Source organism: Paenibacillus sp. FSL R5-0912 (genome assembly GCF_000758605.1).
Taxonomy (GTDB): domain Bacteria; phylum Bacillota; class Bacilli; order Paenibacillales; family Paenibacillaceae; genus Paenibacillus_AQ.
Genome location: NZ_CP009282.1, coordinates 937,899 through 960,712, shown reverse-complemented (window position 1 = coordinate 960,712; position 22,814 = coordinate 937,899). Strand labels below are relative to the sequence as shown.

23 protein-coding genes are annotated in these 22,814 nt (G+C 52.3%); 7 read left to right on the top strand and 16 right to left on the bottom strand.

Annotated elements, in window-relative coordinates:
• Positions 1 to 147 precede the first annotated feature (147 nt).
• Both R50912_RS04090 and R50912_RS04085 read right to left on the bottom strand, forming a co-directional pair.
• Positions 148 to 864: a stalk domain-containing protein gene (locus R50912_RS04090; protein WP_042232648.1), complete on the bottom strand. Its 717-nt coding sequence runs from the start codon at positions 862 to 864 to the stop codon at positions 148 to 150.
• 124 nt (positions 865 to 988) lie between these two features.
• Positions 989 to 1,528, bottom strand: a complete 540-nt coding sequence (locus R50912_RS04085) for a GNAT family N-acetyltransferase (RefSeq protein ID WP_197073103.1) — start codon at positions 1,526 to 1,528, stop codon at positions 989 to 991.
• 365 nt (positions 1,529 to 1,893) lie between these two features.
• On the opposite strand from R50912_RS04085, the gene R50912_RS04080 reads away from it, so the two are divergent.
• A complete protein-coding gene (locus R50912_RS04080) occupies positions 1,894 to 3,429 on the top strand; it encodes an acetate--CoA ligase (RefSeq protein WP_042241523.1) in 1,536 nt (511 codons plus the stop codon).
• A 155-nt stretch (positions 3,430 to 3,584) separates the two neighbouring features.
• Here the strand turns inward: R50912_RS04080 and R50912_RS04075 are convergent, their stop codons facing one another.
• The 4 genes from R50912_RS04075 to R50912_RS04060 form a co-directional block, all read right to left on the bottom strand.
• Positions 3,585 to 4,475, bottom strand: a complete 891-nt coding sequence (locus R50912_RS04075) for a CPBP family intramembrane glutamic endopeptidase (RefSeq protein ID WP_042232647.1) — start codon at positions 4,473 to 4,475, stop codon at positions 3,585 to 3,587.
• 108 nt (positions 4,476 to 4,583) lie between these two features.
• Positions 4,584 to 5,156 (bottom strand): hypothetical protein, encoded by a 573-nt coding sequence (locus R50912_RS04070; RefSeq protein WP_042232645.1) that lies wholly within the window; start codon positions 5,154 to 5,156, stop codon positions 4,584 to 4,586.
• 268 nt (positions 5,157 to 5,424) lie between these two features.
• Complete coding sequence (locus tag R50912_RS04065; protein WP_039306501.1) at positions 5,425 to 5,865, bottom strand: HEAT repeat domain-containing protein; 441 nt, start codon at positions 5,863 to 5,865, stop codon at positions 5,425 to 5,427.
• A 135-nt stretch (positions 5,866 to 6,000) separates the two neighbouring features.
• On the bottom strand, positions 6,001 to 7,254 hold the full coding sequence (locus R50912_RS04060) for an MFS transporter (RefSeq protein ID WP_042232642.1): 1,254 nt from the start codon (positions 7,252 to 7,254) through the stop codon (positions 6,001 to 6,003).
• Positions 7,255 to 7,512: 258 nt separating this feature from the next.
• Between R50912_RS04060 and R50912_RS04055 the strand changes: the two genes are divergently transcribed.
• Entirely contained in the window at positions 7,513 to 8,454 is a 942-nt protein-coding gene (locus R50912_RS04055) for an NADP-dependent oxidoreductase (protein WP_042232641.1), read from the top strand.
• Positions 8,455 to 8,495: 41 nt separating this feature from the next.
• On the opposite strand, the gene R50912_RS04050 is transcribed toward R50912_RS04055, so the two are convergent.
• The gene (locus tag R50912_RS04050; RefSeq protein WP_042232639.1) at positions 8,496 to 9,206 is read right to left on the bottom strand and encodes a DUF554 domain-containing protein; all 711 of its coding nucleotides are present in this window, start codon (positions 9,204 to 9,206) and stop codon (positions 8,496 to 8,498) included.
• Between the two features lie 330 nt (positions 9,207 to 9,536).
• On the opposite strand from R50912_RS04050, the gene R50912_RS04045 reads away from it, so the two are divergent.
• On the top strand, positions 9,537 to 10,727 hold the full coding sequence (locus tag R50912_RS04045) for a nucleotidyltransferase domain-containing protein (RefSeq protein ID WP_042232637.1): 1,191 nt from the start codon (positions 9,537 to 9,539) through the stop codon (positions 10,725 to 10,727).
• The gene (locus R50912_RS34710) at positions 10,708 to 10,845 is read left to right on the top strand and encodes a hypothetical protein (RefSeq protein ID WP_156122929.1); all 138 of its coding nucleotides are present in this window, start codon (positions 10,708 to 10,710) and stop codon (positions 10,843 to 10,845) included. Before R50912_RS04045 ends, R50912_RS34710 begins: the two co-directional genes overlap by 20 nt.
• 551 nt (positions 10,846 to 11,396) lie before the next feature.
• Here the strand turns inward: R50912_RS34710 and R50912_RS04040 are convergent.
• The 6 genes from R50912_RS04040 to R50912_RS04015 form a co-directional block, all read right to left on the bottom strand.
• Entirely contained in the window at positions 11,397 to 13,196 is a 1,800-nt protein-coding gene (locus R50912_RS04040; RefSeq protein ID WP_042232636.1) for an ABC transporter ATP-binding protein, read from the bottom strand.
• 13 nt (positions 13,197 to 13,209) lie between these two features.
• Positions 13,210 to 13,668 carry a lasso peptide biosynthesis B2 protein gene (locus R50912_RS04035; RefSeq protein ID WP_042133659.1) on the bottom strand — a complete coding sequence of 153 codons (459 nt, stop codon included), beginning with the start codon at positions 13,666 to 13,668 and terminating at the stop codon, positions 13,210 to 13,212.
• Complete coding sequence (locus R50912_RS04030) at positions 13,665 to 13,964, bottom strand: lasso peptide biosynthesis PqqD family chaperone (RefSeq protein WP_042241519.1); 300 nt, start codon at positions 13,962 to 13,964, stop codon at positions 13,665 to 13,667. Before R50912_RS04030 ends, R50912_RS04035 begins: the two co-directional genes overlap by 4 nt.
• A 2-nt stretch (positions 13,965 to 13,966) precedes the next feature.
• On the bottom strand, positions 13,967 to 14,902 hold the full coding sequence (locus R50912_RS04025) for a phosphoenolpyruvate carboxykinase (ATP) (RefSeq protein WP_042241517.1): 936 nt from the start codon (positions 14,900 to 14,902) through the stop codon (positions 13,967 to 13,969).
• Positions 14,903 to 15,018: 116 nt separating this feature from the next.
• A complete protein-coding gene (locus R50912_RS34705) occupies positions 15,019 to 15,144 on the bottom strand; it encodes a paeninodin family lasso peptide (RefSeq protein WP_042232634.1) in 126 nt (41 codons plus the stop codon).
• A gap of 29 nt (positions 15,145 to 15,173) precedes the next feature.
• The gene (locus tag R50912_RS04015; protein ID WP_042232633.1) at positions 15,174 to 17,099 is read right to left on the bottom strand and encodes an asparagine synthase-related protein; all 1,926 of its coding nucleotides are present in this window, start codon (positions 17,097 to 17,099) and stop codon (positions 15,174 to 15,176) included.
• 282 nt (positions 17,100 to 17,381) lie between these two features.
• Here R50912_RS04015 and R50912_RS04010 point away from each other — a divergent pair, with 282 nt between their 5' ends.
• Both R50912_RS04010 and R50912_RS04005 read left to right on the top strand, forming a co-directional pair.
• Positions 17,382 to 17,969: a GNAT family N-acetyltransferase gene (locus tag R50912_RS04010; protein ID WP_042232632.1), complete on the top strand. Its 588-nt coding sequence runs from the start codon at positions 17,382 to 17,384 to the stop codon at positions 17,967 to 17,969.
• Between the two features lie 13 nt (positions 17,970 to 17,982).
• Positions 17,983 to 18,867: a GNAT family N-acetyltransferase gene (locus R50912_RS04005; RefSeq protein WP_042232630.1), complete on the top strand. Its 885-nt coding sequence runs from the start codon at positions 17,983 to 17,985 to the stop codon at positions 18,865 to 18,867.
• A 23-nt stretch (positions 18,868 to 18,890) separates the two neighbouring features.
• Here the strand turns inward: R50912_RS04005 and R50912_RS04000 are convergent, their stop codons facing one another.
• From R50912_RS04000 to R50912_RS03990, 3 genes are all read right to left on the bottom strand, one after another.
• A complete protein-coding gene (locus R50912_RS04000; protein WP_042232628.1) occupies positions 18,891 to 19,544 on the bottom strand; it encodes a M48 family metallopeptidase in 654 nt (217 codons plus the stop codon).
• 24 nt (positions 19,545 to 19,568) lie between these two features.
• Positions 19,569 to 21,020, bottom strand: a complete 1,452-nt coding sequence (locus R50912_RS03995; protein WP_042232627.1) for a hypothetical protein — start codon at positions 21,018 to 21,020, stop codon at positions 19,569 to 19,571.
• A 138-nt stretch (positions 21,021 to 21,158) separates the two neighbouring features.
• Positions 21,159 to 21,911 carry an SDR family NAD(P)-dependent oxidoreductase gene (locus tag R50912_RS03990; protein WP_042232625.1) on the bottom strand — a complete coding sequence of 251 codons (753 nt, stop codon included), beginning with the start codon at positions 21,909 to 21,911 and terminating at the stop codon, positions 21,159 to 21,161.
• Between the two features lie 173 nt (positions 21,912 to 22,084).
• On the opposite strand from R50912_RS03990, the gene R50912_RS03985 reads away from it, so the two are divergent.
• Entirely contained in the window at positions 22,085 to 22,732 is a 648-nt protein-coding gene (locus R50912_RS03985; protein ID WP_042232623.1) for a TetR/AcrR family transcriptional regulator, read from the top strand.
• The last annotated feature ends 82 nt before the right edge of the window (positions 22,733 to 22,814 follow it).

The following is a 22,814-nucleotide window of genomic DNA, read 5'->3' as shown; positions in this document are numbered from 1 at the left end:
TTCAGCAAGAGCTGTATATCAAAAAGAGATGTCTGCAAGGACCAGTTCAGCTGGCTCTGCGGACATCCCTTTTTACTATGAGAACATGCTATAAATATGCTTCTGAAGATTTCTCTGTGTGTTCTATCTCTATAGAAGCAGTAGTGATTATTTATTCAACTTCGCAACGCTTACGGCTACTTTCTCGATTTGTGCTTTGCTGAGTGTTTTGTCAGGTGAGCTGATCGTTACAAACCGGTCTGCCAGCGCAAAGGTCAGCATAGCTGTATCTGAAGGTGTGTACCATTTCGCTTCAGTTCCGTTGGATAGCTTCACGGTAGTTCCGTCATAATCGTAAGAATAGTCACGCGGTGATACATTCACCCGCATTTTATTGAACAGGAAGCTCACGCCGTCATCGCCGCCTACAACCTTCTGGAACGCATCGCCGCTGATCATCTGTGCCGGAGCATAAGCGGTCTCGAAGCCTTCGAAGTTAGCGAACGCCTTGGTGATCTGTTCTTTTTGCGCTGCACTGTATTGTACTGCCGTTAAAGTGATAGCAGAACCGTTATCTGGTGTTGGTGTTGCCGTTCCGCTGCCCAGAATAACCTGGTTAGTAGAAGCATTGAAGGTTACCGGCACCTTCAGTGCATCCGCCAGCGCCCGGACCGGAAGGTAAGTTGTATCATTATAAGTAATTGGTGACAGTGTTTTGCCATTGCCGTCTACCGGCGTGTAAGCCGCTCCGTTTACTTTGAAGCCGATGCTGTGGTTCAGGTACGCGCTGATCTTCTGCATATTCGTTCCTGCATATACACCTGCTGAACCCGTAATAGCCATTCCGAATACCATGGTTGCTATGATCATTTTTTTGCTCTTCATTATTATCGTCTCCCTTGTGTGTGTGTTGTTTGTAGTGTCCCTTGCTATAGATTCATTAAACCATTAACTTGTTTCTAACTTGTATCCGGATTGTAAAGAAGTAATTCCGAATCTGCACCAGGGGTTAACGTCTGTTCGGGACCGTAATCTGATACACCTCGGTGTACAGGATATCTCTAAACCGCTGGAATTCCTTCAGAGTAGCTGGCCGGGGATAGGTCATGATGCGCAGCGGCAGATCAGCTTGACCCGCGCGCAGCGGCGGCTGCACATAAGGGTACGGATTCAGATAAAAGCCCAGCCGCTCATAGAATCCGATCCTCCGCTGTTCCATTTCCCCCTCAGGCGGCTCCACCTCTAGAACCACCGGCTTGTCCGAACGGCTGATATAGCGGTTCATCAGCTTCTTGCCGATTCCCCCGCCCCGTATATCCGGGTTAACGGCAATATGCTCAACAAACCGCAATTCAGGGAATTCCCAGGCGGCCATAAAAGCGAGCGTCCGGTTCTCTGCATCCTTGTCGGTATACAGGTGATAATTCGGATTCGCCAGCAAAGCCCGCTGCCCGCTATAGGTTCTGATCTCACTTGCCGGAAAAGAAGCTTCCATAATGGCGAATATCTCATCAAAGGTTGTTCCGCTGATTGGCGACTGATTGCTCATTTTCTGCTGCCCGCTTTCTGCTGTTTCTATTGTGTGAAGCGTCTTGCTCTTTATTTTACCCGTAATTCCTGTCTGAATAACTTCATCGGAAGCTACATTAGACATGTCTGGACCTGCTTATATAAAAGATACCCGGAGGCATCATCTGATGGGCCTAGTCCATAGATGCGCCTACCGGAACCTTAGGATCAAAAATAAAAGCTGTCACAGAACATTCTTCGGTACCGTTATGGCGATTTAGCATCTGGTACTAGGAGAACGTGCTATACTATATTTATCAGATACATCATCATGTTTGCATAGGAGAGGTTCAATTGGATAATCAACGCTGGATCGCACCTGAATTCTACAATCTCACTTCGGAAATGGAGCAGCATCCTGAAGATAAGGTTGCCCTAAAATGGTTACAAGAGAACGGGGATTTCGAAGAAATCACCTATGGACGGCTTATGGCTCAGGCTAACCGTCTGGCCGGGGGGCTGTCAGGTCTCGGTCTGAAGCAAGGGGACCGTGTCCTGGTTATGGTACCACGCCGCATTATCGCCTACGTCATCTATCTGGCCTGCCTGAAGCTGGGACTTGCCGTTATTCCATCTTCTGAAATGCTGCGGGCCAAGGATCTGTCCTACCGGCTGCGCCACTCCGAAGCCCGCGCGGTCATTGTCTGGTCGGAGGTTACCGGTGAAGTGAACAAGATCGCCGAAGATCTGCCTTCACTGGACTATCGCCTGTCTGTCGGCGAAGCTGAGCTTGGCAACGGCTGGGTAGACCTGGAAGGCCTGATGGACGGACAATCCGACTCCTTCCCTGCGGTTGCCAGCCGCCGGGACGATATCGCCATCCTGGCCTATACTTCCGGCACAACCGGCAACCCGAAGGCCGTAGTCCATACCCACGGCTGGGGATATGCGCATCTGCGGATCACCTCTTCCCTCTGGCTGGATATCCGTGAATCGGATACTGTCTGGGCAACGGCCGCGCCGGGCTGGCAGAAGTGGATCTGGAGTCCATTCCTCACTGTACTCGGCAACGGGGCTACCGGCTTCGTCTATAATGGCCCTTTCCATCCGGACCGTTATCTTCAGCTGCTGCAGGATGAGAAGATCGGGGTATTGTGCTGCACACCTACAGAGTACCGTCTGATGGCCAAAACTGAAGGCCTCGCCCAGTACGATCTGTCGAATCTGCGTTGTGCGGTATCCGCCGGTGAGCCGCTGAATCAGGAAGTTATTCACACCTTCCAGCAGCACTTCGATATTACGATCCGCGACGGCTATGGACAAACTGAGAGCACCCTGATCATCGCGGCGCTGAAGGATGAGCCGATCCGTGTCGGCTCCATGGGTAAATCAATCGCTCCCGGTATTGTTGAAGTAATCGATGAGGAAGGACATCCGCTTCCTGCCGGGGTCGTAGGTGATATCGCCGTGCATCTGAGCATGCCTGCCCTGTTCCAGAATTACTACAAAGATCCGGAGCGCAAAGCAAACTGCTCGCACGGGGAGTATTTCGTAACCGGCGACCGGGCGCGCAAGGATGAGGACGGCTACTTCTGGTTCGAAGGCCGCGGGGATGATATCATCATCAGCTCTGGTTATACCATCGGGCCGTTTGAAGTAGAAGAAGCATTAATGAAGCATAGCCTGGTCAAGGAATGCGCAGTGGTAGCCAGTCCTGACGAGATCCGCGGCTCGGTCGTCAAAGCTTTTGTCGTGCTCAAGGACGGCCATGCCGGCACACCGGAGTTGGCCAAAGAGCTGCAGTCCCATGTCAAGGAACAGACTGCACCTTACAAGTACCCGCGCAAAATCGAATTCATTACGGATCTACCGAAGACAACCTCCGGCAAAATCCGCAGAATCGAGCTGCGTGAGCAGGAGAAGAAGGCTGCGCAAGAGTAGGCAGCAGCTTGGCCGGCAGCAGCAGGCTGGCTCCTGTTGATTGGAAGCGCGCCGGTAAGGGCAGTTTCTAACTAGCGGAAACAATAAAATCCCCGTTCCTACAGTGACGTAGGAACGGGGATTTTTGTGCTTTTACCTCAAGACAGCCTTAAGCTCTATCGAATACGAATCGAACCTTCCCGTCTCTGTATCCTTGTACCGCATTTGCCGCTGGACAGAAGCAGCAACGCTGTATACAGAATGACAAGAATAAGTGTGGTGACCAGACTCCCTTCCAGGCCGAACTTGCCCCCGGTCAGCAGATCATTTCCTTGTAAGGATATCGAATAGATCCCTTTGGGCGTATTCCCGCTCACCGCAACGCCATATATGTAGCCCTGGAACAGATTCCAGGAAATATGCAGCGCCATCGCAGCATACAAATTGCCTGTCCGGAGAGTAACCCAAGAGAAGATTAAAGCGATAATCACGATATTCAGTCCACTGATCCAGCTATATCCGGGATTCGCCATATGGGCAAGCGAGAATAAGATGGAGGTCAGGCCCACTGCGGCCGGAATACCGAGCCTTGAGGACAGCAGCTGCTGAAGGTATCCTCTGAATATCACCTCTTCGCAGATTCCGGCCAGCAGTGCCGTAATCACAATATCCGCCGCATCGAGCTGTCCGAACCGGGGCTGTGACCACTCTCCCTGAACCAAAGCATTCCCCAGACCCCATAGCACCAGCAGAATGGAGGATAGCAGCAGTGCTCCGCCTGCGAAGCCGGCAGCGAATCTCTTGCCGTCAGGCCTGGACAGTCCAATGCTGGACAGCGGACGCTTATGTATTATTCGTACCGTATAACACACGGCAATAAACGAATAGATGGCTGTAGATTTGAAGACACGCACCCAGCCGTCCGGATCGAATAGTCCTGTGGAACCCACGCGCAGCGATAGACCAAAGGAGACAATTACCGTTAGAAGCGCAATAGCCCCGCCGACACATAAAATCTCCCAGCCTGCTCTGAGCTGCCCGTTCCGGTTCCTGAATAGAAATTGCATGTGCAGTCACCCTTCCCTTCCTCATCCTCTCATCCTTTAGACGGACCGAAAGGGAAGGGCCCTGCAAAACAATTGAATATATGCCAAATAATCCAGAGCTGCAGCTTCTTACTCCGACCAGTACTTCGCATCCGGATTCAGTGTCGCGCCTACCTCGCCTTCCGTTACCAGATCACAGTCCAGGTAGCCCTCTTCATCCAGGAAATATACCTCCTGCTTATAGAATTCGCACAGGGTCTCCAGGAATTTCTCCGGTGAATCATACATGGTCACCAAATCGCCGTAGTCATGCAGCAGGTCGCATACCCGCTCGACCCCATCCTCAGACCGGTAGTAGCAGATAAAATCACTGCCGTAGTTCGTCAGCAGCGGCAGCACGACCCCGCCGCCGGCATAGCCCTTCTCCTGCAGGATACCTGACAGTAGCGCCACCTCCTGGCCGTATTCCCCGATATGAATCAGCCGGTAGCCCGGAATGAATTCAACCAGGCTGGGGTCCTCTTCGCTGCTGCCCGTTCCCAGAACAGTGTCATAGATTGCCTGTAAAATCAGAGGAACCTCGGGGGCATACTCTGAAATAGCGGCACTACCTCCTGCCTGGGCCTTGCCCAGACTGGCGGTGTAGCCGGGCCGCAAATGCGCGGACAGCTCCAGGAATTCCTGAAATTTAGGAGTAAGCATGAAATCATCCTTTTCTTGAGTGAAATAGTTATATAGCAAATGCCGGCTTACAGTGCACCTGTATGAACATCATCGGCCATCCCGGTTGGGAGCCGGCAGGCTTTTATACTTATGAATTTCTTCCCGCAGCCGGTCCGCAATCATCCCCCTGGTGGAAATGACTCCCAGTCCACAGCATCCTTCCAATACTCATAATCCTTCCACTTATCACACCAAAAAGCGGATCGATAAGGAAGGACCCCCCATCTCTCCGCTTGCTGTGCTCTACCTATTTGGTAGCCGAAACCCACATTTTCTCCAGCCATTCATCGAAATTCTCGCCCTTCTCGCCTTCGTAGGCATCGTAGACGTCAATCCGCATCTTCTTGAGCTTCTCTTTGAACTCTTCGTAAGAATGGTCTTTCGGAAGACTCTTCTTAATCCGCAGAATAATCTTCGATACCCCTCTGAACAGTTCGGCCTTGTTCTTCGACGGAACCTTGACCTCTTCGCCGAAGGCTCTCAGCTTGTTGTACGCGGCTTCTTGAACGGTATATACAGGATCGCTGATCATCAGACGATTAAGGATATCAATAATTTGTTTGTGGTTGTAGCGGCCCAGCTCTTCCACTGCTTCAAGACGCGCTCTCCAATCTGCGGAGCGGCCGGCGGCTTTCTTCAGTTCCTCATAATTCTCTGGCAGCTCTTGGATTACTTCTTCATTATTCAAACGATACAATCCCCTTCTTGGTTAAATCTGATATATAGAACGTTTATCTTACATAGTGCAATTCTACAGTACTGTACTCCTTGATTTCAATCTTTTGTACAAACATTCATGCGATTCCGGAGCAACCGGCAGATCTTACTCATTTCCTCCGGCATTCCCCGCCTCAACACCAGGAACAGCAGCAGGCTTGCCTGCCTCGATAAGCACCTTATTACCCAGCAGGAAAAAGCCTTGGATAAACAGCAGCATTCCCGTAATGATCAGCAGCCATTCAATCTGTATGAGATCGGCCAACGGCCCGAAGACCAGCATGCCCAGCGGCATCATAGAACTCGAAATCATACCCAGCACCCCGAAGACCCGGCCCAGGTAATCCGGCTCCACCTTCTCCTGCAGCAGAACTGTGGAGGGGGTATTGAAGAACGGCAGCGCCAGTCCCACCAGCCCCATTACGGCAAGATAAATCCAGAAGACCGGAATTACACCCAGCGCAAACGTACATAACCCGACGGCAAGGGCCGATAGGGTCATCGTATGAACCCGGTTCCGGAACCCCGGCCAGACGGCCATCAGCAGCCCGCCAAGCATCATCCCGATCGAGAACGTAATCTCAATGGCGGTCAGCCGCCAGATATCCCCGCCAAAGGTTCGCGTAACCTGCAGCGGAGTCAGAAACGACACCGGGGCCGCCAGCACAAAGAAAAAAGCACAGAAAATAAAAAAGCTTCTAATATAAGCATGCTGCCGGATATAGCTGAAGCCCTGGCGCAGATCACTCAAATAGCTGAGTGTCTGCTCTGCAGCAGCTTTGGCATGAAGCGGCACCTGCACGAAGAAGAACATCGTCATAACCGCCACTGCAGCAGTAATCACATCGATGAAAAATATAATTTCAATACTTGCCATGCTCAGCAGGGCTCCGCTCAGCATCGGGGACAGCAGCATTACCATCGCCTGAATGCTGCCGTTGATTCCGCTGATCCGGGTCAGTTTGTCTTCCGGCACCAGCTGCGGCAGCATGGCCGCTACAGCCGGTGTCTGCACTCCGCCTCCAAGCGCCCGCAGGGCAGACACCACAAAAAGCAACCACATCTGGTCGTATCCCAGCAGAAACAATATCGCCAGAACCAGCGTCGAAGCTGCAATAATGGAATCCGAGAGGACAATCAGCCATTTGCGGCTGTAACGGTCTGCCCAGACGCCTGCAAAGGGCGACAGCAGAAACATCGGCACAAATCCGCAGATAATCGCTAACGTCATCATGACTCCGGACTGTGTGTTCAGGGTAATATACCAGAGAATCGCATACTGGACCAGTGAAGACCCGAATAGCGAGACGGTCTGGCTGGTAAGGAAAAAGGCAATATTTTTCTTCCAGTCAGTGTTCATTGTCAGGGGATTCCTCCTCTTTCTCAGCACTTTAGAGTCATATTCTAGCATAGTTCCACAGCGCTACCTAATGGTTTTGATTAAGCAGTAACGGCTTTGCCGTCTTTTTTAGGGCGGTACCGTTTCAGCGAGAAAGATAAGGATAAAGATAAGGATAATTCATGCGCAGGGGATATAAATTCTTATCTTTTAAATAAATCTGCAAAAGTATAGTATGTATAAACTGATCAGCACGCAGTAATAGGAGGCATACCATCCATGAAAGCCATCGCCATTCTTGAGTTCGGCCCCGCTGGAAACTTAATAGAGCTTGATATCCCTGTTCCCATTCCGGGTGAACAAGAAATTCTGATTGAAATGTATGCGACTTCTGTTAATCCGGCGGACATGAAGGTCAGGGAAGGCTTATTGTACGCTGGTAGCGGTCATACTGCATCCTTTCCGCTAATCCCCGGAATAGACGTTGCCGGAGTGGTAGTGAGTACAGGCAGTGGAGTAAGCCGGTTCAAACCGGGTGATGCGGTGTTTGGGCTGATGCAGGTTATGGAAGGCGGTGCCTACGCGGAATATACACTGGCACACGGTCAGGAGCTGGCGCCGATTCCCCCGGGCTTATCCTTTGAAGCAGCTGGGGTTCTGCCGGCTGCCGGACTTGCCGCCTGGCAGGCACTGGCCAGTGCCAAGGTCTCCAGCCGGGACCGCGTGCTGATTCATGACGGTGCGGGAGGTATAGGCAGCTTGGCTATACAGCTTGCCAAGCTCCGGGGAGCTACCGTGATTACGACGGTAAGCGGCGATGAGCTTGATCTGGTCTGGGGCATCGGGGCCGACCAGGTGATAGACTGCCAAGAGCAGGATTTCGCCGCCATTCTCGGCCAGAGCATAGATGTTGTAATCGACACCGCCGGAGGTCTCATCCTGAACCGGAGCTTCGCAGTTCTTGCAGGCGGCGGGAGGCTGATCTCCACTGCGGAGCGGCCTGACCCGGTACAAGCGGCGGCCGGGGACATCACTGCAGCGTACCTCACTCCCGCCGCCGACCCTTTTCAGTTAGCCGAGCTGGCCCGGCTGACGGCCGAGCGCCGGCTGAAGCTGCTAATCGGCCAGTCCTTCCCGCTCACTGCAGAAGGACTGCGCAGCGCACATCTGCTCAGTGAAGGCCGGCTGGTTCAGGGCAAAATAGCCATCACTATCAAATAACGGTCCGGCAATGCACATGCCCGTTCATCGCCCAGGTTCCCTCAATTCAGTTGAAATCCCTGCACCAGCACGACTAGCAGCACAGCCACAAGAATGCCGGGCAGAAGATTGGCTACCTTGATCTTGGTAATTCCCAGCAGATTCAGGCCGATTGCCATAATCATAATGCCGCCCGCAGCGGTCATCTCTGCAATGATGTCATTTAACAGCGCATCAGGCACAAACCGGGTGATCTGTGTAGCGAGTAGAGCAATAATTCCTTCATATAGAACAACAGGGATGGCCGAGAACAGAACCCCTACCCCCAACGTCGAGGTCAGAATAATCGAAATGAATCCGTCCATAATCGCTTTGGTATACAGAATCTGATGATCACCTTTGATGCCGCTGTCCAGCGCTCCGAGAATAGCCATTGCACCGACAACAAACACCAAGCTTGCCGTAACGAATCCCAGCGAGATGCTGCCCTGTCCGCCTGCCCCCACTCTGCGCTCCAGCCAATTCCCTGCACGGGTGAACTTGTCCTCAATGTTGATCCATTCACCAGCTACCGCTCCAATCACTAGGCTTAGAATGACAATCAGGAAATTCCCGCTTTTGAGGCCCATCTGCACCCCAAGCACGACAATCGCCAGTCCAATCCCGTTCATCACCGTATTCTTCATGCTCTCCGGTATGCGTTCCAGCAGCTTCCCCAGCATTGTTCCGATAATAATAGCTACTCCATTCACCAAAGCTCCCAACAGCACCATCGCTCAGCAGTTCCCCTAACTATAATTTCTCTCTTATCCTAGCATTATAGGGGTAACAGGCACCGTAGCGTCAAGAGTGTTGCCGGCTGAGCAGATGCACAGCGCCTATCAGGATGACATCGCCAGATTAAATTGACAGATTTCTGTTAACGATGGTACGCTCACTAATATCATTCTCTAAATACAAGTAGAAACGGCCAGCCTTCCTGTGAAGGACGGTATCCGTTTAAGCGGGAAAGATAAGGACATTTTAATGCGTCAGGCATATATATTCTTATCTTTGAACAAATCCGGTGCGGATCTGTTCAAAGCCAAGTAAGGAGAGTCTCTATGAGTGAACGGCCTACCCTCGATAAGGGGAGCTTATCTAAGGAAACATTACTTCTTCTTGCGCTTTTAACTTCTGAGAATATCAATGAAACGGCACACCAGAATCCGCGGCTGTTCACGGGCCTGGACTGGGATGTATTCTTGCGGCTTACCTTGCATCACCGGGTATATCCATATTTGTACCCGAAGCTCAGCCGGATGGATGGGGATGTGATTCCTGCCAGCGTCCTGGAGCGGATAAAAATGGAATATCGCCGCAATACCGTCCAGATGCTTCAGCTCAGCGGTGAAATGAGTAATCTCGGCACTCAGCTGGCCGAATTGAATATCCGCTGCCTGTTCCTCAAGGGTCCGGTGCTTGCGCAGGCGTTGTACGGAGATATCTCGCTGCGGACCTCACGGGACCTTGATTTCCTGGTGCCGATGGCGCAGCTGCAGGATACGGAAGCCCTGCTGATCCGTCTGGGGTATGTGAAGGAAGAGACGTTCGAGAGCATACTCGGAGACTGGAAATGGCGTGAGCATCATACTACATTCAATCATCCGGTCAGTAAGATCAAGGCGGAGGTACACTGGAGATTAAGCCCGGGGCCGTCCAAAGAACCCGATTTCGATACCCTGTGGAAGCATGCGCGGACAAGCAGCCCATTCGGCCGCAATGTCCATTATCTGGGCCAGGAGGATCTGTTCCTGTTCCTGGCTGCCCATGGAGCCAGACATGGATGGTCCCGGCTGAGATGGCTGCTGGACATCAAAATGCTGCTGTTGCAGCAGCCGGACTCCGCTGTATTGACCCGGCTGCTGCGGCGCTACAATTACAGCGCTGTAGGCGGACAGGCACTTATTCTGGCAGCCGGTCTGCTGGAGGCAGAGATAGAGCCCGGACTGTCCGCTCTGACGGACCAACCCAAAGCCCGCAGTTTAGCGCAGCGCGCCTTGTTCTATGTGGCACGGATGGTCAATCTGCACAACCCTCCGCTGGAGCCGGAGGTCGAGCGTCATTATAAATATTATCAGCCGGCGATTCTATCCCGCTGGCATCAGGTGCTCTATGTAACCGGCTTTATGTACCCTTACGCAGCGGATGCGAAGACACTGCCGCTGCCGGAGGTGCTGCATTTCTTGTATTTCCCCCTGCGTCCTTTCCTGTGGAGCTGGCGGAAGATGACGGGTGCAGAGAAACGGATATAACGAGCGGGATGCGGTAACCGCACTTTACTCAACAACCACGCGAGTTGCCGGTCAATCGCTGGCGGGACTGGGCAGACTGCTGGGACTTGCGGGCGGGACTAACGGAATAGACACTTAAACCCTTAAACACTAAAAACCCTCACTTCTGATTGATTGCCGGCAAAATCGAGTCAATGCGGACATAAGTGTACCCTTAAGTAAGCAATATTGGCAGAAATGTTGTACGTTTTGCAACTTTGATTTCTGGATCGCAGGGTTTGCGGGAGGATTGTTGTACAAAATACAAGAATAATCCTGCAAAGCCGCTTGAGAACGGCGAAATGCTGCATTTTTATACGAAAATAAACGCAGGCTTTAGTAGGCATGAGCTTAGCCCGTGTTTTAAAAGTAACTCTTTCGGGATAAACTTACTCTTAAAGGCGCAAAAAGTCCCCCTACCCCAATCTTGAGCGATTTTTTAAAAATCAGCTCGTTTCGGGGGACGTCACTTGAACCGTTAAGCCTAACTTTTCGATTTGTTTCAAGTAATAAGCTAACGCCTTTTCCTTGGACGTGCTCTCCGGCACGTCTTTTTCTTCGTATCCGCATCTGTTTTTCATTAAGCTCCACCGCAGTAACGCCCAGCATAGGCCAAAGACAATATAGGGGAGGGGCTAATTAGCCCCTCCCCTATATTGCTTCCTCCTGCCCGCTAAGCAGACGGCTGAACATGCCGCCCTTCTCTGAAGCCAGGCCGCTGTATATCCCCTGCTGGATCACCCGTCCCTGGTCGATGACCAGAATCTGATCAGCTCCCCGGATGGTGGACAGGCGGTGGGCAATGACGATGACCGTCACGGAAGCCTTCAGGCGCTCCAGTGCCTCCTGAATCCGCTTCTCGTTCTCGGTATCGAGCGCACTTGTCGCTTCATCGAGCACAAGGATGGACGGCTTGCGGATAATCGCGCGCGCGAGCACCAGACGCTGCCGTTCCCCGCCGGACAGGCGTACGCCGCGGTCGCCGAGCAGCGTATCCAGTCCATCCGGAAGCTTGCGGACAAAGTCAGCCGAAGACGCAAACTCCAGCGCCTCCCACAATTCCGCTTCCTCCGCATCCGGCTTGATCATCGTCAGATTGTCGCGGATGGTCGCATTGTACAGAAAAGGGTCCTGCGCAACATACCCGATGGATCTCCGGTAGGACAGCAGCCTCTCACCTGTGATAGGCGCACCGTCAGCCAGGATCTCGCCGGTCTCCGGCTGCATCAGTCCCATGAGCAGATCAACGAGCGTGCTCTTCCCGGCGCCCGAACGTCCAACTATGGCGGTCATCTTCCGGGCCGGAATCAAGACATTTACGTTCTGAAGCGAATACTCCGATTCATGCGGATGATAGCGGAAGTCAACATTTCTAGCTTCAAGACTATGCTTCAAGATCATAGGGGCTACAGCTTCCCCGCCTTCCACCCGGTCATGCTCCACAGCGGCAAGACATTCGTCTTGCAGCAGCTGCAGCTGCTTGAAGGAGGGCAGTACGGAGGCGAGCTGCTCCATCAGCGACTGCAGGGTAGAGAATGTCGGCCACAGCCGGGTAAATACCAGAATAACCAGCAGCAGATTAGGACCCTCTGCTTGCATAAACCGGAAGGAGACAAAGATAAACACGGCAATCAGCAGTGTAGAGGACAACTTGTACAGCAGCTGTGAGTTCGAACGCAGGCGGGTATAGTCCAGTTGCTCTTGCTTCACCTCTCCGGTGAAGGCATGCAGCCACTCCAGCCGGGAATGCTCCAGATTATTGCTTTTGATATCCTTGATTCCGTTCAGCTGATCCGTAATTCCGCCCAAGTAGGTCTTGCCAAGCTCCGTGCTGCGGCTGCCCAGCTTCTTAGCCTTACGAATGAAGCGGCGGGAGAACAGGGACAGCAGGACAGCGCAGACGAGTACGGAGAGCGTCATCTTGGGGGACAGCCAGAAGGCGAAGCCGATCTGCACCAGCGTGAATAGCAGCGAGGTAAGAAACTGCAGGAAGCAGCTGATGCCGGCAAGCACTCTGGCCAGTTCCGTGGTCATCACGTTGATCAGATCGGAGGTGCGCTTTTTCAGAAAAAAAGACCATTCGGCCCTCAGCAACGCGCTGTATACCTCATAACGCAGCTGTCTGCCGTAGGTCTGCTGAATCTCCACATTGCGGATGGCCACGGACCGTGAGATCAGATTCTGGCAGAGCACAATCAATACATAACTGCCAAGCACCAGCAGGAGCGCCGTGGTCTGCGGCAGTTCGGAGATGAAGCCAAGCATCGGAAGATGAAGACCGGTGGTGGCTGTGCCGCCTAACTGAATACCAGCCATACCCAGCATAGGTACAAGCAGCAATATGGCAGAGCTCTCCAGCAGACCACTGATCACCATACCGGACAAGTTGAGATATAGTTTAGCTCCCGACAAGCGCTGAAGCTGCCGGAAATAATAGATTATCGCTTGCATGGGCCCACCTCGATCACTCAGCTTGTAACACTTTGGCGAATTTCTCCACAACCACGAATCCCTGCATGGCATCATCACCGGAGACATAATACGCCCCGCTTCGCAGCCAGGCATGGGCAATCATCTGTCCCTGCTTATCCCGCGCCACCCCCATATAGAGAGTGCTCTCAATCCCCCGCTTCTCCAGCATCTTCAGACCGGCTACGGCTCTGACCATACAGGTGCTTTTCCAGGGCGTATAGCGGCTGATCACCCGAATGGCCTTCGTGATCTGCTGAATGCGGGGAATATCCGTGTCTTTGGATACCGCCGGAGTCTCCAGGGATTTCACCCCGAGCTGCGGAGCCGTCTTGGCAAAAGGAAATAGCAGCTGGATTCTAACCAGGAAAAGCCGCCATAACGCCTCAGGAATCAGCGCCAGCGCGGCTTTGTCATACTTCAGCAGTAAACCGATGCGCCGGAGGGTAATCATGGCCCGTTGACGATGGCGACAAGATCCTCATTCAGCAGATTCTGCACAAAATCAACTACGTCCTGCTGTGCCAGCTCCGCCGGAACCTCAAAGATCTCCTGCATGATCTCGGCAATCCGGCGGATGGACACCGGTGAAGCCAAGGCTTCCCAGATCTCGCCCCCGACCTCGCCAAGGTTGTAATACTTACCGTTCTTCACATTCAGCATCACCTTCTCGCCATCCATGTCACTGGCGATATTGCCTTCCCGCTGAACCAGAACCGAATCAAGGGACAGGACTGCTGCTGTATCCATATTCATATTTTCATCTCCTTCACCTTTTGGGTAATCGTCTCAAAGATCAGCTCCGTCTGCTTTGGTACATTGAAGCCCTGCTCCGGACGGGTCAGCCGGTACATCGGCAGCCGGTTAACGAATGAGGCCAGCATACTGAAATGCCATTCCCTGACCCCCATGGGGTCCACCAGCGCTTTTTGGTAAGTATGATTATATAAGGTATGAAGCCTCTCCAAGCCGCTGATAGCCTCCACTGACACCGGCCCGTCCTGTACGGACAATTCAAATATTCCTGCAAGCGGCAGCGGTTCAGTCTGGAACCGGTCATAAACGGGTATGGCAAACTTGGTCTCCCGCTTAAACAACGGGCGGTATGCAGACGAATTCATTCCCAAATAGTCCAGGCTTTGCTGCCACAGCTTCTGCTGCGGATAACCTGGAACAGCTAATGGAGTTCCATTATGCACCAACACGGGAATAACGTCGTCACTGACCAGGAGATGTCCCTGATCCATTAAATAGGAGGCAAGCGTAGATTTGCCCGCTCCCGAACGCCCGACCAGCGCGTATGCCTTATTCTCCAGAACAAGTGAGCTTCCATGAAGAGCCAATACGCCTTTTTGCATCAGAAGAACACCCATGCAGCTGCCCAGAATGAACAGGCGGATGCTATCCGGATCAGCATGGACTGCGGGAGATACGGTAATGGTGCTGCCATTCTGTATGGAAAAGACAGCTGTGCCTTTAACCATGAACATCACTTCTTGCTCTGCCATACCCAGATTCCGTGAAATCTTCGGTATCGCCTCCCAGCGCTCAGACAAATCAGCCTCCACAACAGATACGCTGCCCAACCTTCCGGGCTGCTCCGTACGGGGAAGTTCCGGCAAGGGGAATTCACTGAGAATTTGCAGACCAAAAGCCTTATACCCCAGGCATTGCACTGTGCTCGCCATACGGTTCACTCCACCTTTATCAATTTCACCCGGCTGCCTGCCGGTGATGTGAGGATAGCCCTTATCCCCCTCCAGCAAGCTAAGAGGGATGAGGGCCGGGATGTTGCCAAGCAAAACTAGGAGTGATTAACGATTTCTTCCGGATCCGATTGGAAGGAGTCGGCAATAGCGATCCCAGGTCCAGCCATAGTCATTTTAACATCCAGAACTTCCAATGCAGGCTTGCTGTATTCCTTTTTCATATTTGTCACCCCCTTTCAAGAAACATCCATCAGGTCACACGCTTCAGAAAGCGGTAGAACACCAGTCCTCTCGTAAGAAGGCGGAAATCCGTGTTGAATATTAATAATGGTGCGGGCTCACTACCCAGCCGGTCTAAACACCCGGCGAGCCCGGCATGATTCAAGTAAGAGGAAATCCGGGGGTCCTGAAGCATCTCCTTTAGCTCCTGCAGGAACATCTGCCATTGGGGCAGCATACGTGTAATCCCATCTGCTCCCTGTATACCGCGCCGCGTCTGGTTTAGTCTGACCTTGTCCGGCAGCCGTCCTTCCATGGCCCGGCGGATTAACGAGCGGTCCACTCCGTTCTGGACGTATTGCCCTTCAGGGACAGATAGGCAGAAGTTGATGACACGCAGATCATTCGTAGGGTCACGATCCCATACCCTGTACTTCAGCGACAGCTTGGTAGCTGCCGTTCCATTCACATTCCAGATATGCGGCTGCTGGAAATGCTGTCTGCGGATATCGTATACCGTCTGAGACGAAGGAATTCCCTCAAGCTCTCTCAGCTTCTCTTGCACCCCTGTCCGCCGTGCGAATTCAGGATGAATCAGCTCTGGAGGGGCCTCCTGCTTCCCGGAGATCAGCTGGCCCAGGCCGGGGAACACCTTGCGGCCGACAATCTTCAGCATTTTCTTGCGGCTTGCCCCCATCGAACGACTGTAAAGCTTGTTCTCCCGGTAGAAGGAGATCCAGTGAAATTCGCGCAGCAGCTTCGCCTGGTAATCCAGTGCAGGCCCCCAGGAGATACTCCAGTTGCCCCGTTGTCCGCTGAGCAGAACACCGGCGCCTTTCATTTGTGCTTGTTCATATATGCCTTTGAGCCAATAGGAATTCTCAATGAATTTGTAGGGCATCTCCATAATATCCAGCCATTCGTCAATTTCACCATAAGGGCTCCGGTCAGGAAAGTTCAAGAAGCTGGGCTGAATGTTCCCCACATGGTCGATGGTCTCTTGAATATATGGACGCTCATCGGTGACCCGCTGGCCTAGTTTAAAACCTGTAAAATTGTCAAGCGGATAAGAGCTGAATGTAAATAATGGCTTGCCGCGGCGGCGGAGCTCCTCTGCAGCGAAGCTGACCACTGAGCCGGAATCCAGTCCGCCGCTCAGATTGGCGCCTACGGCGAGATGGGTCCGCAGCCGATCTCTGACTGCCTGCCCAAATACCTCACGGAACGCTTCCTCGTATTCGCCGTTACCGCGAAGCCTTAATGGATTCGGAGTCCGGAAGGTGTAATACTGGGAGAAGGAGACCCCCTTCGCGCTGACTGTAACCGAGTGGGAAGGCGGCAGCTGTTCCACCCCTTGATAAACCGTGGAGAACATATCTGCCACATCGTTCCGGGCCTGGCTCGCCAGATACTCTGAAATCCAGCCTTCGTTCAGACCCTGCTGACCATCAGGCAAAGCCAGCAAGGGATGAATTACGGTACAGAAGGAGAACTCTCTGCCGGACCGGCGAAAGTAAAGCGTCCGGTTACCCGAGAAATCCCTCGCCCCAAACAGCGTCCGCTTGCGTGCGTCCCAGATCATGAAGGCAAAGTCACCGACCAGATGAACCGGCGCCTCTCCCCCCCATTTCTCATAGGCCAAGAGAATCAGCAGACTGTCTGGAATGGAATCACGATCTTCCCGGACAACCTGAAGTTGTCCGAACAGTTCGCTGCGGTTATCAATGATTGCATCAGCCACAATCGCCAGCCCGCGCTGCGGATCATAATAGGGGAGAATCTCATTCCTTGACTGTGGGGTAATCCACTGCGAACGGCAGCCGAGGAAGAGTCCCTCCGCCCTCCAGGACCTGTCATCATCAGCCGGATAACGCTGCAGCTGCTGCATAAGGCGCGGACCCAGCTCCGGGTCCAGCGGCCCATGCTGCATAGAATAGATCCCGGCGATTGCGCTCATTGTACGACCTCCAGCTGTCTAAGAATTCGATATTCGTTCTTAATAATGAACACTTCTTACTATATAAGATAACGTTCTTTCCATTGATTGTGAATAGTACCAGAGAGTACTTTTAGGTAGCCTTCAGCGTATTGACTTATCACTAGCTATATGATATATAGCAACTGAGTGAAGACCTATATAAGTTTGCTAAAAAAATAGCTTCACTGATTAGCTTCATTTAATATGTAACTCTATATAATACTCACGCTTAGAATACATATCTCTCTAGGAGCTGAACTTATGCCTATTCATCCGATTGACCCGATCCTCATCTCCATGCCGGAGAGCTTTGAAAGCAGCCGCCTACTGATCCGTGCCGCTCTATGGGGAGACGGCGCCGCTGTAAATGAAGCCGTCCAAGAGAGCATAGCCGAATTAAGCCCTTGGATGCCCTGGGCACAGCATATCCCGTCCGTGGAGGAATCCGAAGCCTCCCTCCGGAAGTCACGGCTGCAATTTCTGGAGCGCAAGGATATCCGGCTGCTGCTCGTGAAGAAAGAGACCGGTCATCTGGTAGGCAGCAGCGGCCTGCACCGGATCGATTGGCAGGTGCGGAAATTTGAAATCGGTTATTGGGTCCGCACCTCCTGCGCCGGACAAGGTTATATCACGGAGGCGGTAAGTGCCATTGCCGATTTCGCCGTACAGGAGCTGCAGGCGGCCCGGCTGGAGATCCGCTGTGATTCCCGCAATACACAGAGTGCGCGGGTGGCTGAACGTGCAGGCTTCACTCTGGAAGGCATTCTGCGGAATGACAAATTAGATGTACAAGGCGCCTTAAGAGACACTATGATTTATTCGAAGGTTCGCGGGGTTGAATATTACTGAAGGAGCAGCTACCATGGATGATCTTCAATTTGTCTGCAATTATAAAGATCAGGAGCCGCTAAGAAACAGCTTTTTCGCTTTGGCTGCTGATACGTTTGAACTTGAGCTGGAGCGCTGGTATGAGCAGGGCTTCTGGGGGGAACGGCACATTCCTTATTCTTACGCGGAGGGACATCGGGTAATTGCAAATGTCTCGGTGAACCTGCTTGAGCTGATTATTTATGGTGTGAAGTCCCGCGCAGTGCAGATCGGGACGGTGATGACGCATCCTGACTACCGGGGACAGGGCCTGTCCGCCCGGCTGATGAACAAAGTGCTGGAGGTTTACGGACCACAGTGTGAATTCATGTATCTTTTTGCCAATGATACGGTAATGGACTTCTATCCCAAGTTCGGATTCCAGCCCGTAGAGGAGCAGATCTTCTCTATGAACTGCCCTCCCGGTTCAGCCGGGTCCGCAGGATCTGCGGGAATCCGCAAGCTGGATCTGTCCATAGGTTGTGATCTGAGCCTGGTCGCCACCTTCGCAGCGCAGCGGCAGCCGGTATCTGAACGCCTTGGCGTCAGCGGCACCGATGGACTGCTGATGTTCTACTGCCTGAACGTCTTCGGCGGCAATCTATATTACCTGGAGGACGAGGAGGTCATCGCCATCTGCCTGCAGGAGAGCGGCCGGTTAGAGATTTACGATCTGATCAGCAGGAAGCCCGTCGCCGTCCGCGAAACCGCCATGAAGCTTGCGGATAACGCCACGGAGACTATAGTCTTCCACTTCACGCCAAGTGACGATAACCTTGAACTGGTGGGCAGGAGCTGCCCTAGCGGTTTGTTTGTGCGGAATCAGAGCAGTCTGCAGTACCCTGCGAACGTCAAACTTCCGGCAACATCCATCGCTTAAGCCAAGCAGTCATCACATAGGATTCAGAGTGTCATGAACTGCCCCTGCCGGGCCAGATATGCTTCCTTCTCTTTGTAGTCCGGCATTACACTTCCCAGGCGGCGCCAGAAGGAACGGTCATGATTCATATGCAGCAGATGACACAGCTCATGAATAATGACATAGTCGATCACCTCAGGCGGCGCCATGGCAAGGCGGTAGTTAAAGGTCAGTTTTTTATCAAAGCTGCAGCTCCCCCATTTGGTCCGCGATTCCACAATCTCGATACTCTTCGGCTTCACCTTCAGCTGTGCCCCATAACGGGTGATGCGCTCTGCAACGATTTTTTTCAGACTATTGAAATAAAACTTCTTTAGCGCAAGCTTCAGGCCCTCCGCATCCATATCATTGACGGCAATCAACTCATGCAGCGCATATTCCTTCCCCAGATAGAGGTATCTCTCTTCCCCCTGATACTCCTTGACCTTCGGCACCTGCCTGGCCGCCGCATTGCTGCGCAGCTTCTCCAGAATCTTCGGGCCGAGCCCTTCCACCGCACTGCGGATACTCTCTTCACTTGTTCCTGTAGGCACCTTAACGGTAATGAGATCTGATCCGTCAATCTGAACGGACATTTTCTTGCGCTTGGCATATTGAACATGGAGCGTAATCATCTGATCTTCGAGTTGAATCTGCATAGCCACCATCGCCCTCTGTAATTTCTAATATACCGGATATCCGGCTACAAACACTGCCAGATACAGCAGGCTCCCTGCAATGAATAAGGAGGTAAGCGCGATATCCTTCCATTTCTTATCTTGGGTCAACACTACTGCCGCGAAGGCCAGCGGAAAAGCCACGGCGAAATAACGCGGAGCGGACAGCAGCCAGGTCGGACCCACAACGTAGACGAAATAGACGATTAAATACGCCATATAAGCAGGATGAAGTCTCTTTGCGCTTTTGAACATCATCAAGAGCACCAGGAAGATACTCATCAAATTCGGCAGCCACAACCCCAGGAAGGAACGGAAGTCCGCATCCTTGAAGGTATTCACGGCATACTCCATCTGATATCTCACCGTATCGAAAAAGAAGTAGAACTGCTGCGACCAGTGTTCCCGCTGATAAATACTGAACTGGAACGCGTTGCCCGTAACATTGTAATTGATATAGAGATAAGCCAGCAGACCGAAGGAGACTGTAGCAAGAGAGAGCACTGCTTTGACCAGTCTGTTAATAAAAGCCTTCCGCTCCAGCTGTCTGTAGCCTGCAGCCAGGTCCCGGGCAAATTCCACGGCAACCGGTACAGCCAGCAGTATCCCCGGAGAACGGGTGAAGCCGGCCAGCGCCGCACAGAGACAGCCGAGCAGCCAGCGCTTCTGGCGCACATAATACAATGCCATCAGGGAGAGCAGCAGGAACAGCGCCTCCGTCATGGGGATGAAGAAAAAGAACGCCGACGGGAAGATGAAAATATATTTCACGACCCGCAGCGCATTGCTGCGTCCCATGTCCAGCCTGGCCAGCTCATAAGCGAACAACGCCGCAGCAAGGGTGCATAGGTTAGCGGCAACAAAGCCGGCAACCATATAATTGCCTGTGAAAAACTGCGCCAGCTTAATGACGACCGGAAACAGAGGCAGGAACACAATGTGGAACCGGGAGTCTCCTTCCGTGACATACCCGTGCTCGGCGATTCCCAGGTAAGACATAGCATCAATTCCGCGGATATGCCAGGTATCAATAAAGCGGGAGAACAGGCTTCCGGATCCCCCGTCTTTAAGCGTCCAGAATACATAGGCTATGACAATGAGCAGCACACGGCTGGCCACCACCCAGAGCACAATCTTCCACCATGTCCGCTGCCGCTCCTCAGGCAGATTGTTGATACTTACCGGTTCCTGCATATTCCATGAACTTATGTATCCGGTCAAAGCGGGAATGGCCCGCAGCCCTGTCCAGACAAACAGCCCCAGACAGACTAGCGAGGCAAGTGTCCCCATCAGGCTCCATGTATGCACGGATACCGCCCATCTCCATGCGGCCACAATCATAATGAGAATAAAGAGAGCTGAAACTGCTTTGTCGACCTTTTTCACCATAGCCTCCGGTTCCGCATCCATTGCGGCATTGATTAGGATTAGAATTACAATAATCAGTCTTTTTCTCATTTTCTTATAGAAGTGGCTTTTACACAATAATTAGTTTACGGCGCTATCAAAAGCAAAGAGGAGCGCTGCCCATAAACCCGGCAGCACTCCTCTTCATCTATTTCAAGTTTGTCCCTCCCGGCAGCCCGGCTTCGGCACTTATTTCGCTGTAACACCGCCGTCTACCGGCAGTTCTACACCAGTGATATAAGCCGACTCATCGGAAGCGAGGAACAGCACGGCTTCCGCCACCTCGGAGGCACGGCCGACACGCGGCAGCGCCGTCTGGGACAGGAACCATTTCAGCCTTTGTTCGTCATTCACGAACTCAGCACTCATCGGTGTTTCGATAAAGCCGGGATGCACAGAGTTGACCCGGATATTATCTTTACCGAAATCAACAGCCGCCGCTTTGCTCAGCATGCGGACCCCGCCTTTGGAGGCTGTATAAGCCCCTGCACCGCTGCTTCCCGTCAGTCCTGCGATCGATGAAATATTGACGATTGAGCCTCCGTTACGCTCCTGCATATGCGGAACGACGTATTTCATTCCAAGGAAGGTGCTGGTCAGGTTAATGCTGATGACCTTGTTCCACTGCTCCATAGTTGTATCCAGAAGTCCGGTTGCAAGCGAAATTCCCGCATTGTTAACCAGCACGTCGATTTTTCCGTAAGTCTTCATCACTTCTTCGATCACATGGACCCATTGCTCTTCAGAGACCACATTATGCACATAAGCTGTAGCCTGACCGCCATCAGCTTCAATCTCCTTCACTACAGCCTGCAGCGCAGCTTCATTAATATCGGTAATGGCAACCTTGGCACCCTCCCGTGCAAAAAGCAGTGCTTCTTCACGTCCCATGCCGCTGCCGGCTCCGGTAATAATAGCAACCTTATCCTTCAGTCGATTCATAGCTGTATCCCCTTCGTTGTGTGAGTTAAACTATATGGTGATAGTTAAACTATCACTGTGATATTTATCATATCACTTTGTGCGAATAAACTCAAACCCTCCTTGCTTAATGAATAACCACTAGCTATACTACTGGTAGTTCAAATACCGATGGTGAAAGGGTATAAGCTCTTATGGATCCCAAAACAAGATACGAGAAGGAACGCCTTGACGGCAAACAACAGCGTTTATCCCTGATTCTGGAAGCAGCAGAACGCGTATTTAATCAGAAGGGGATTGAGAAAACCACGATGCAGGATATTGCAACTGACGCGAATATCGGCATTGCTACCCTGTTCAGATATTTCCCCAAGAAAGAAAAGCTGATTGTCGCCGTTGCTACCCGGCTGCTGGAGCCGATGCTGGAGCGGTTTGAATATGTGGCCGGATTGCCTGTGCCATGCCTGGACAAGCTTGAAGCATTATTTGATTTTTTCATTGAGGATCACTATAAATTAAGCACAACCTTCATGGTTGACTTCGAAAGCTACGCCGCTCATTTCCCGGAACCGCTGGAGGATATTCATCATTTCAATGCTCTGACCCGCAGAATTTCGCAGGTTTATTCCCGGATCATTCAGAATGGCATCGAAGACGGCTCCATCCGCTCTGATCTTGAGGTACGCGACACTTTAACTACATTAATTAACACGTTCGGCATTTTCTCGAAGAAGCTCTCACTGCAGAAGAACATCCCTATGCTTGAAGCGGATCTTACGACAGAGCTCCAGCTGAATATTCTCAAGCGGGTGTTTCTCGACTATCTGAAGCCCCTCGCATAGAGCACTTATGCAGGGCAATGACTATTCCAGAGATACAAAAACAGGGGGTGACCCCGCAGCCAGTTGTGGATATGGCTGCGGG

Excerpts from the sequence above, each read along its gene's own strand:
- R50912_RS04080 (WP_042241523.1), top strand. The coding sequence starts at position 1,894 with ATGGAGCAGCATCCTGAAGATAAGGTTGCCCTAAAATGGTTACAAGAG.
- R50912_RS03990 (WP_042232625.1), bottom strand. The coding sequence starts at position 21,911 with ATGAATCGACTGAAGGATAAGGTTGCTATTATTACCGGAGCCGGCAGC.
- R50912_RS04090 (WP_042232648.1), bottom strand. The coding sequence starts at position 864 with ATGAAGAGCAAAAAAATGATCATAGCAACCATGGTATTCGGAATGGCT.
- R50912_RS04005 (WP_042232630.1), top strand. The coding sequence starts at position 17,983 with ATGGATGATCTTCAATTTGTCTGCAATTATAAAGATCAGGAGCCGCTA.
- R50912_RS04050 (WP_042232639.1), bottom strand. The coding sequence starts at position 9,206 with ATGGTGCTGTTGGGAGCTTTGGTGAATGGAGTAGCTATTATTATCGGA.
- R50912_RS04070 (WP_042232645.1), bottom strand. The coding sequence starts at position 5,156 with ATGCTTACTCCTAAATTTCAGGAATTCCTGGAGCTGTCCGCGCATTTG.
- R50912_RS04085 (WP_197073103.1), bottom strand. The coding sequence starts at position 1,528 with ATGAGCAATCAGTCGCCAATCAGCGGAACAACCTTTGATGAGATATTC.
- R50912_RS04045 (WP_042232637.1), top strand. The coding sequence starts at position 9,537 with ATGAGTGAACGGCCTACCCTCGATAAGGGGAGCTTATCTAAGGAAACA.
- R50912_RS04030 (WP_042241519.1), bottom strand. The coding sequence starts at position 13,964 with ATGGATACAGCAGCAGTCCTGTCCCTTGATTCGGTTCTGGTTCAGCGG.
- R50912_RS04035 (WP_042133659.1), bottom strand. The coding sequence starts at position 13,668 with ATGATTACCCTCCGGCGCATCGGTTTACTGCTGAAGTATGACAAAGCC.
- R50912_RS04055 (WP_042232641.1), top strand. The coding sequence starts at position 7,513 with ATGAAAGCCATCGCCATTCTTGAGTTCGGCCCCGCTGGAAACTTAATA.
- R50912_RS04060 (WP_042232642.1), bottom strand. The coding sequence starts at position 7,254 with ATGAACACTGACTGGAAGAAAAATATTGCCTTTTTCCTTACCAGCCAG.
- R50912_RS03985 (WP_042232623.1), top strand. The coding sequence starts at position 22,085 with ATGGATCCCAAAACAAGATACGAGAAGGAACGCCTTGACGGCAAACAA.
- R50912_RS03995 (WP_042232627.1), bottom strand. The coding sequence starts at position 21,020 with ATGAGAAAAAGACTGATTATTGTAATTCTAATCCTAATCAATGCCGCA.
- R50912_RS04075 (WP_042232647.1), bottom strand. The coding sequence starts at position 4,475 with ATGCAATTTCTATTCAGGAACCGGAACGGGCAGCTCAGAGCAGGCTGG.
- R50912_RS04015 (WP_042232633.1), bottom strand. The coding sequence starts at position 17,099 with ATGAGCGCAATCGCCGGGATCTATTCTATGCAGCATGGGCCGCTGGAC.
- R50912_RS04010 (WP_042232632.1), top strand. The coding sequence starts at position 17,382 with ATGCCTATTCATCCGATTGACCCGATCCTCATCTCCATGCCGGAGAGC.
- R50912_RS04000 (WP_042232628.1), bottom strand. The coding sequence starts at position 19,544 with ATGCAGATTCAACTCGAAGATCAGATGATTACGCTCCATGTTCAATAT.
- R50912_RS34705 (WP_042232634.1), bottom strand. The coding sequence starts at position 15,144 with ATGAAAAAGGAATACAGCAAGCCTGCATTGGAAGTTCTGGATGTTAAA.
- R50912_RS04025 (WP_042241517.1), bottom strand. The coding sequence starts at position 14,902 with ATGGCGAGCACAGTGCAATGCCTGGGGTATAAGGCTTTTGGTCTGCAA.
- R50912_RS04040 (WP_042232636.1), bottom strand. The coding sequence starts at position 13,196 with ATGCAAGCGATAATCTATTATTTCCGGCAGCTTCAGCGCTTGTCGGGA.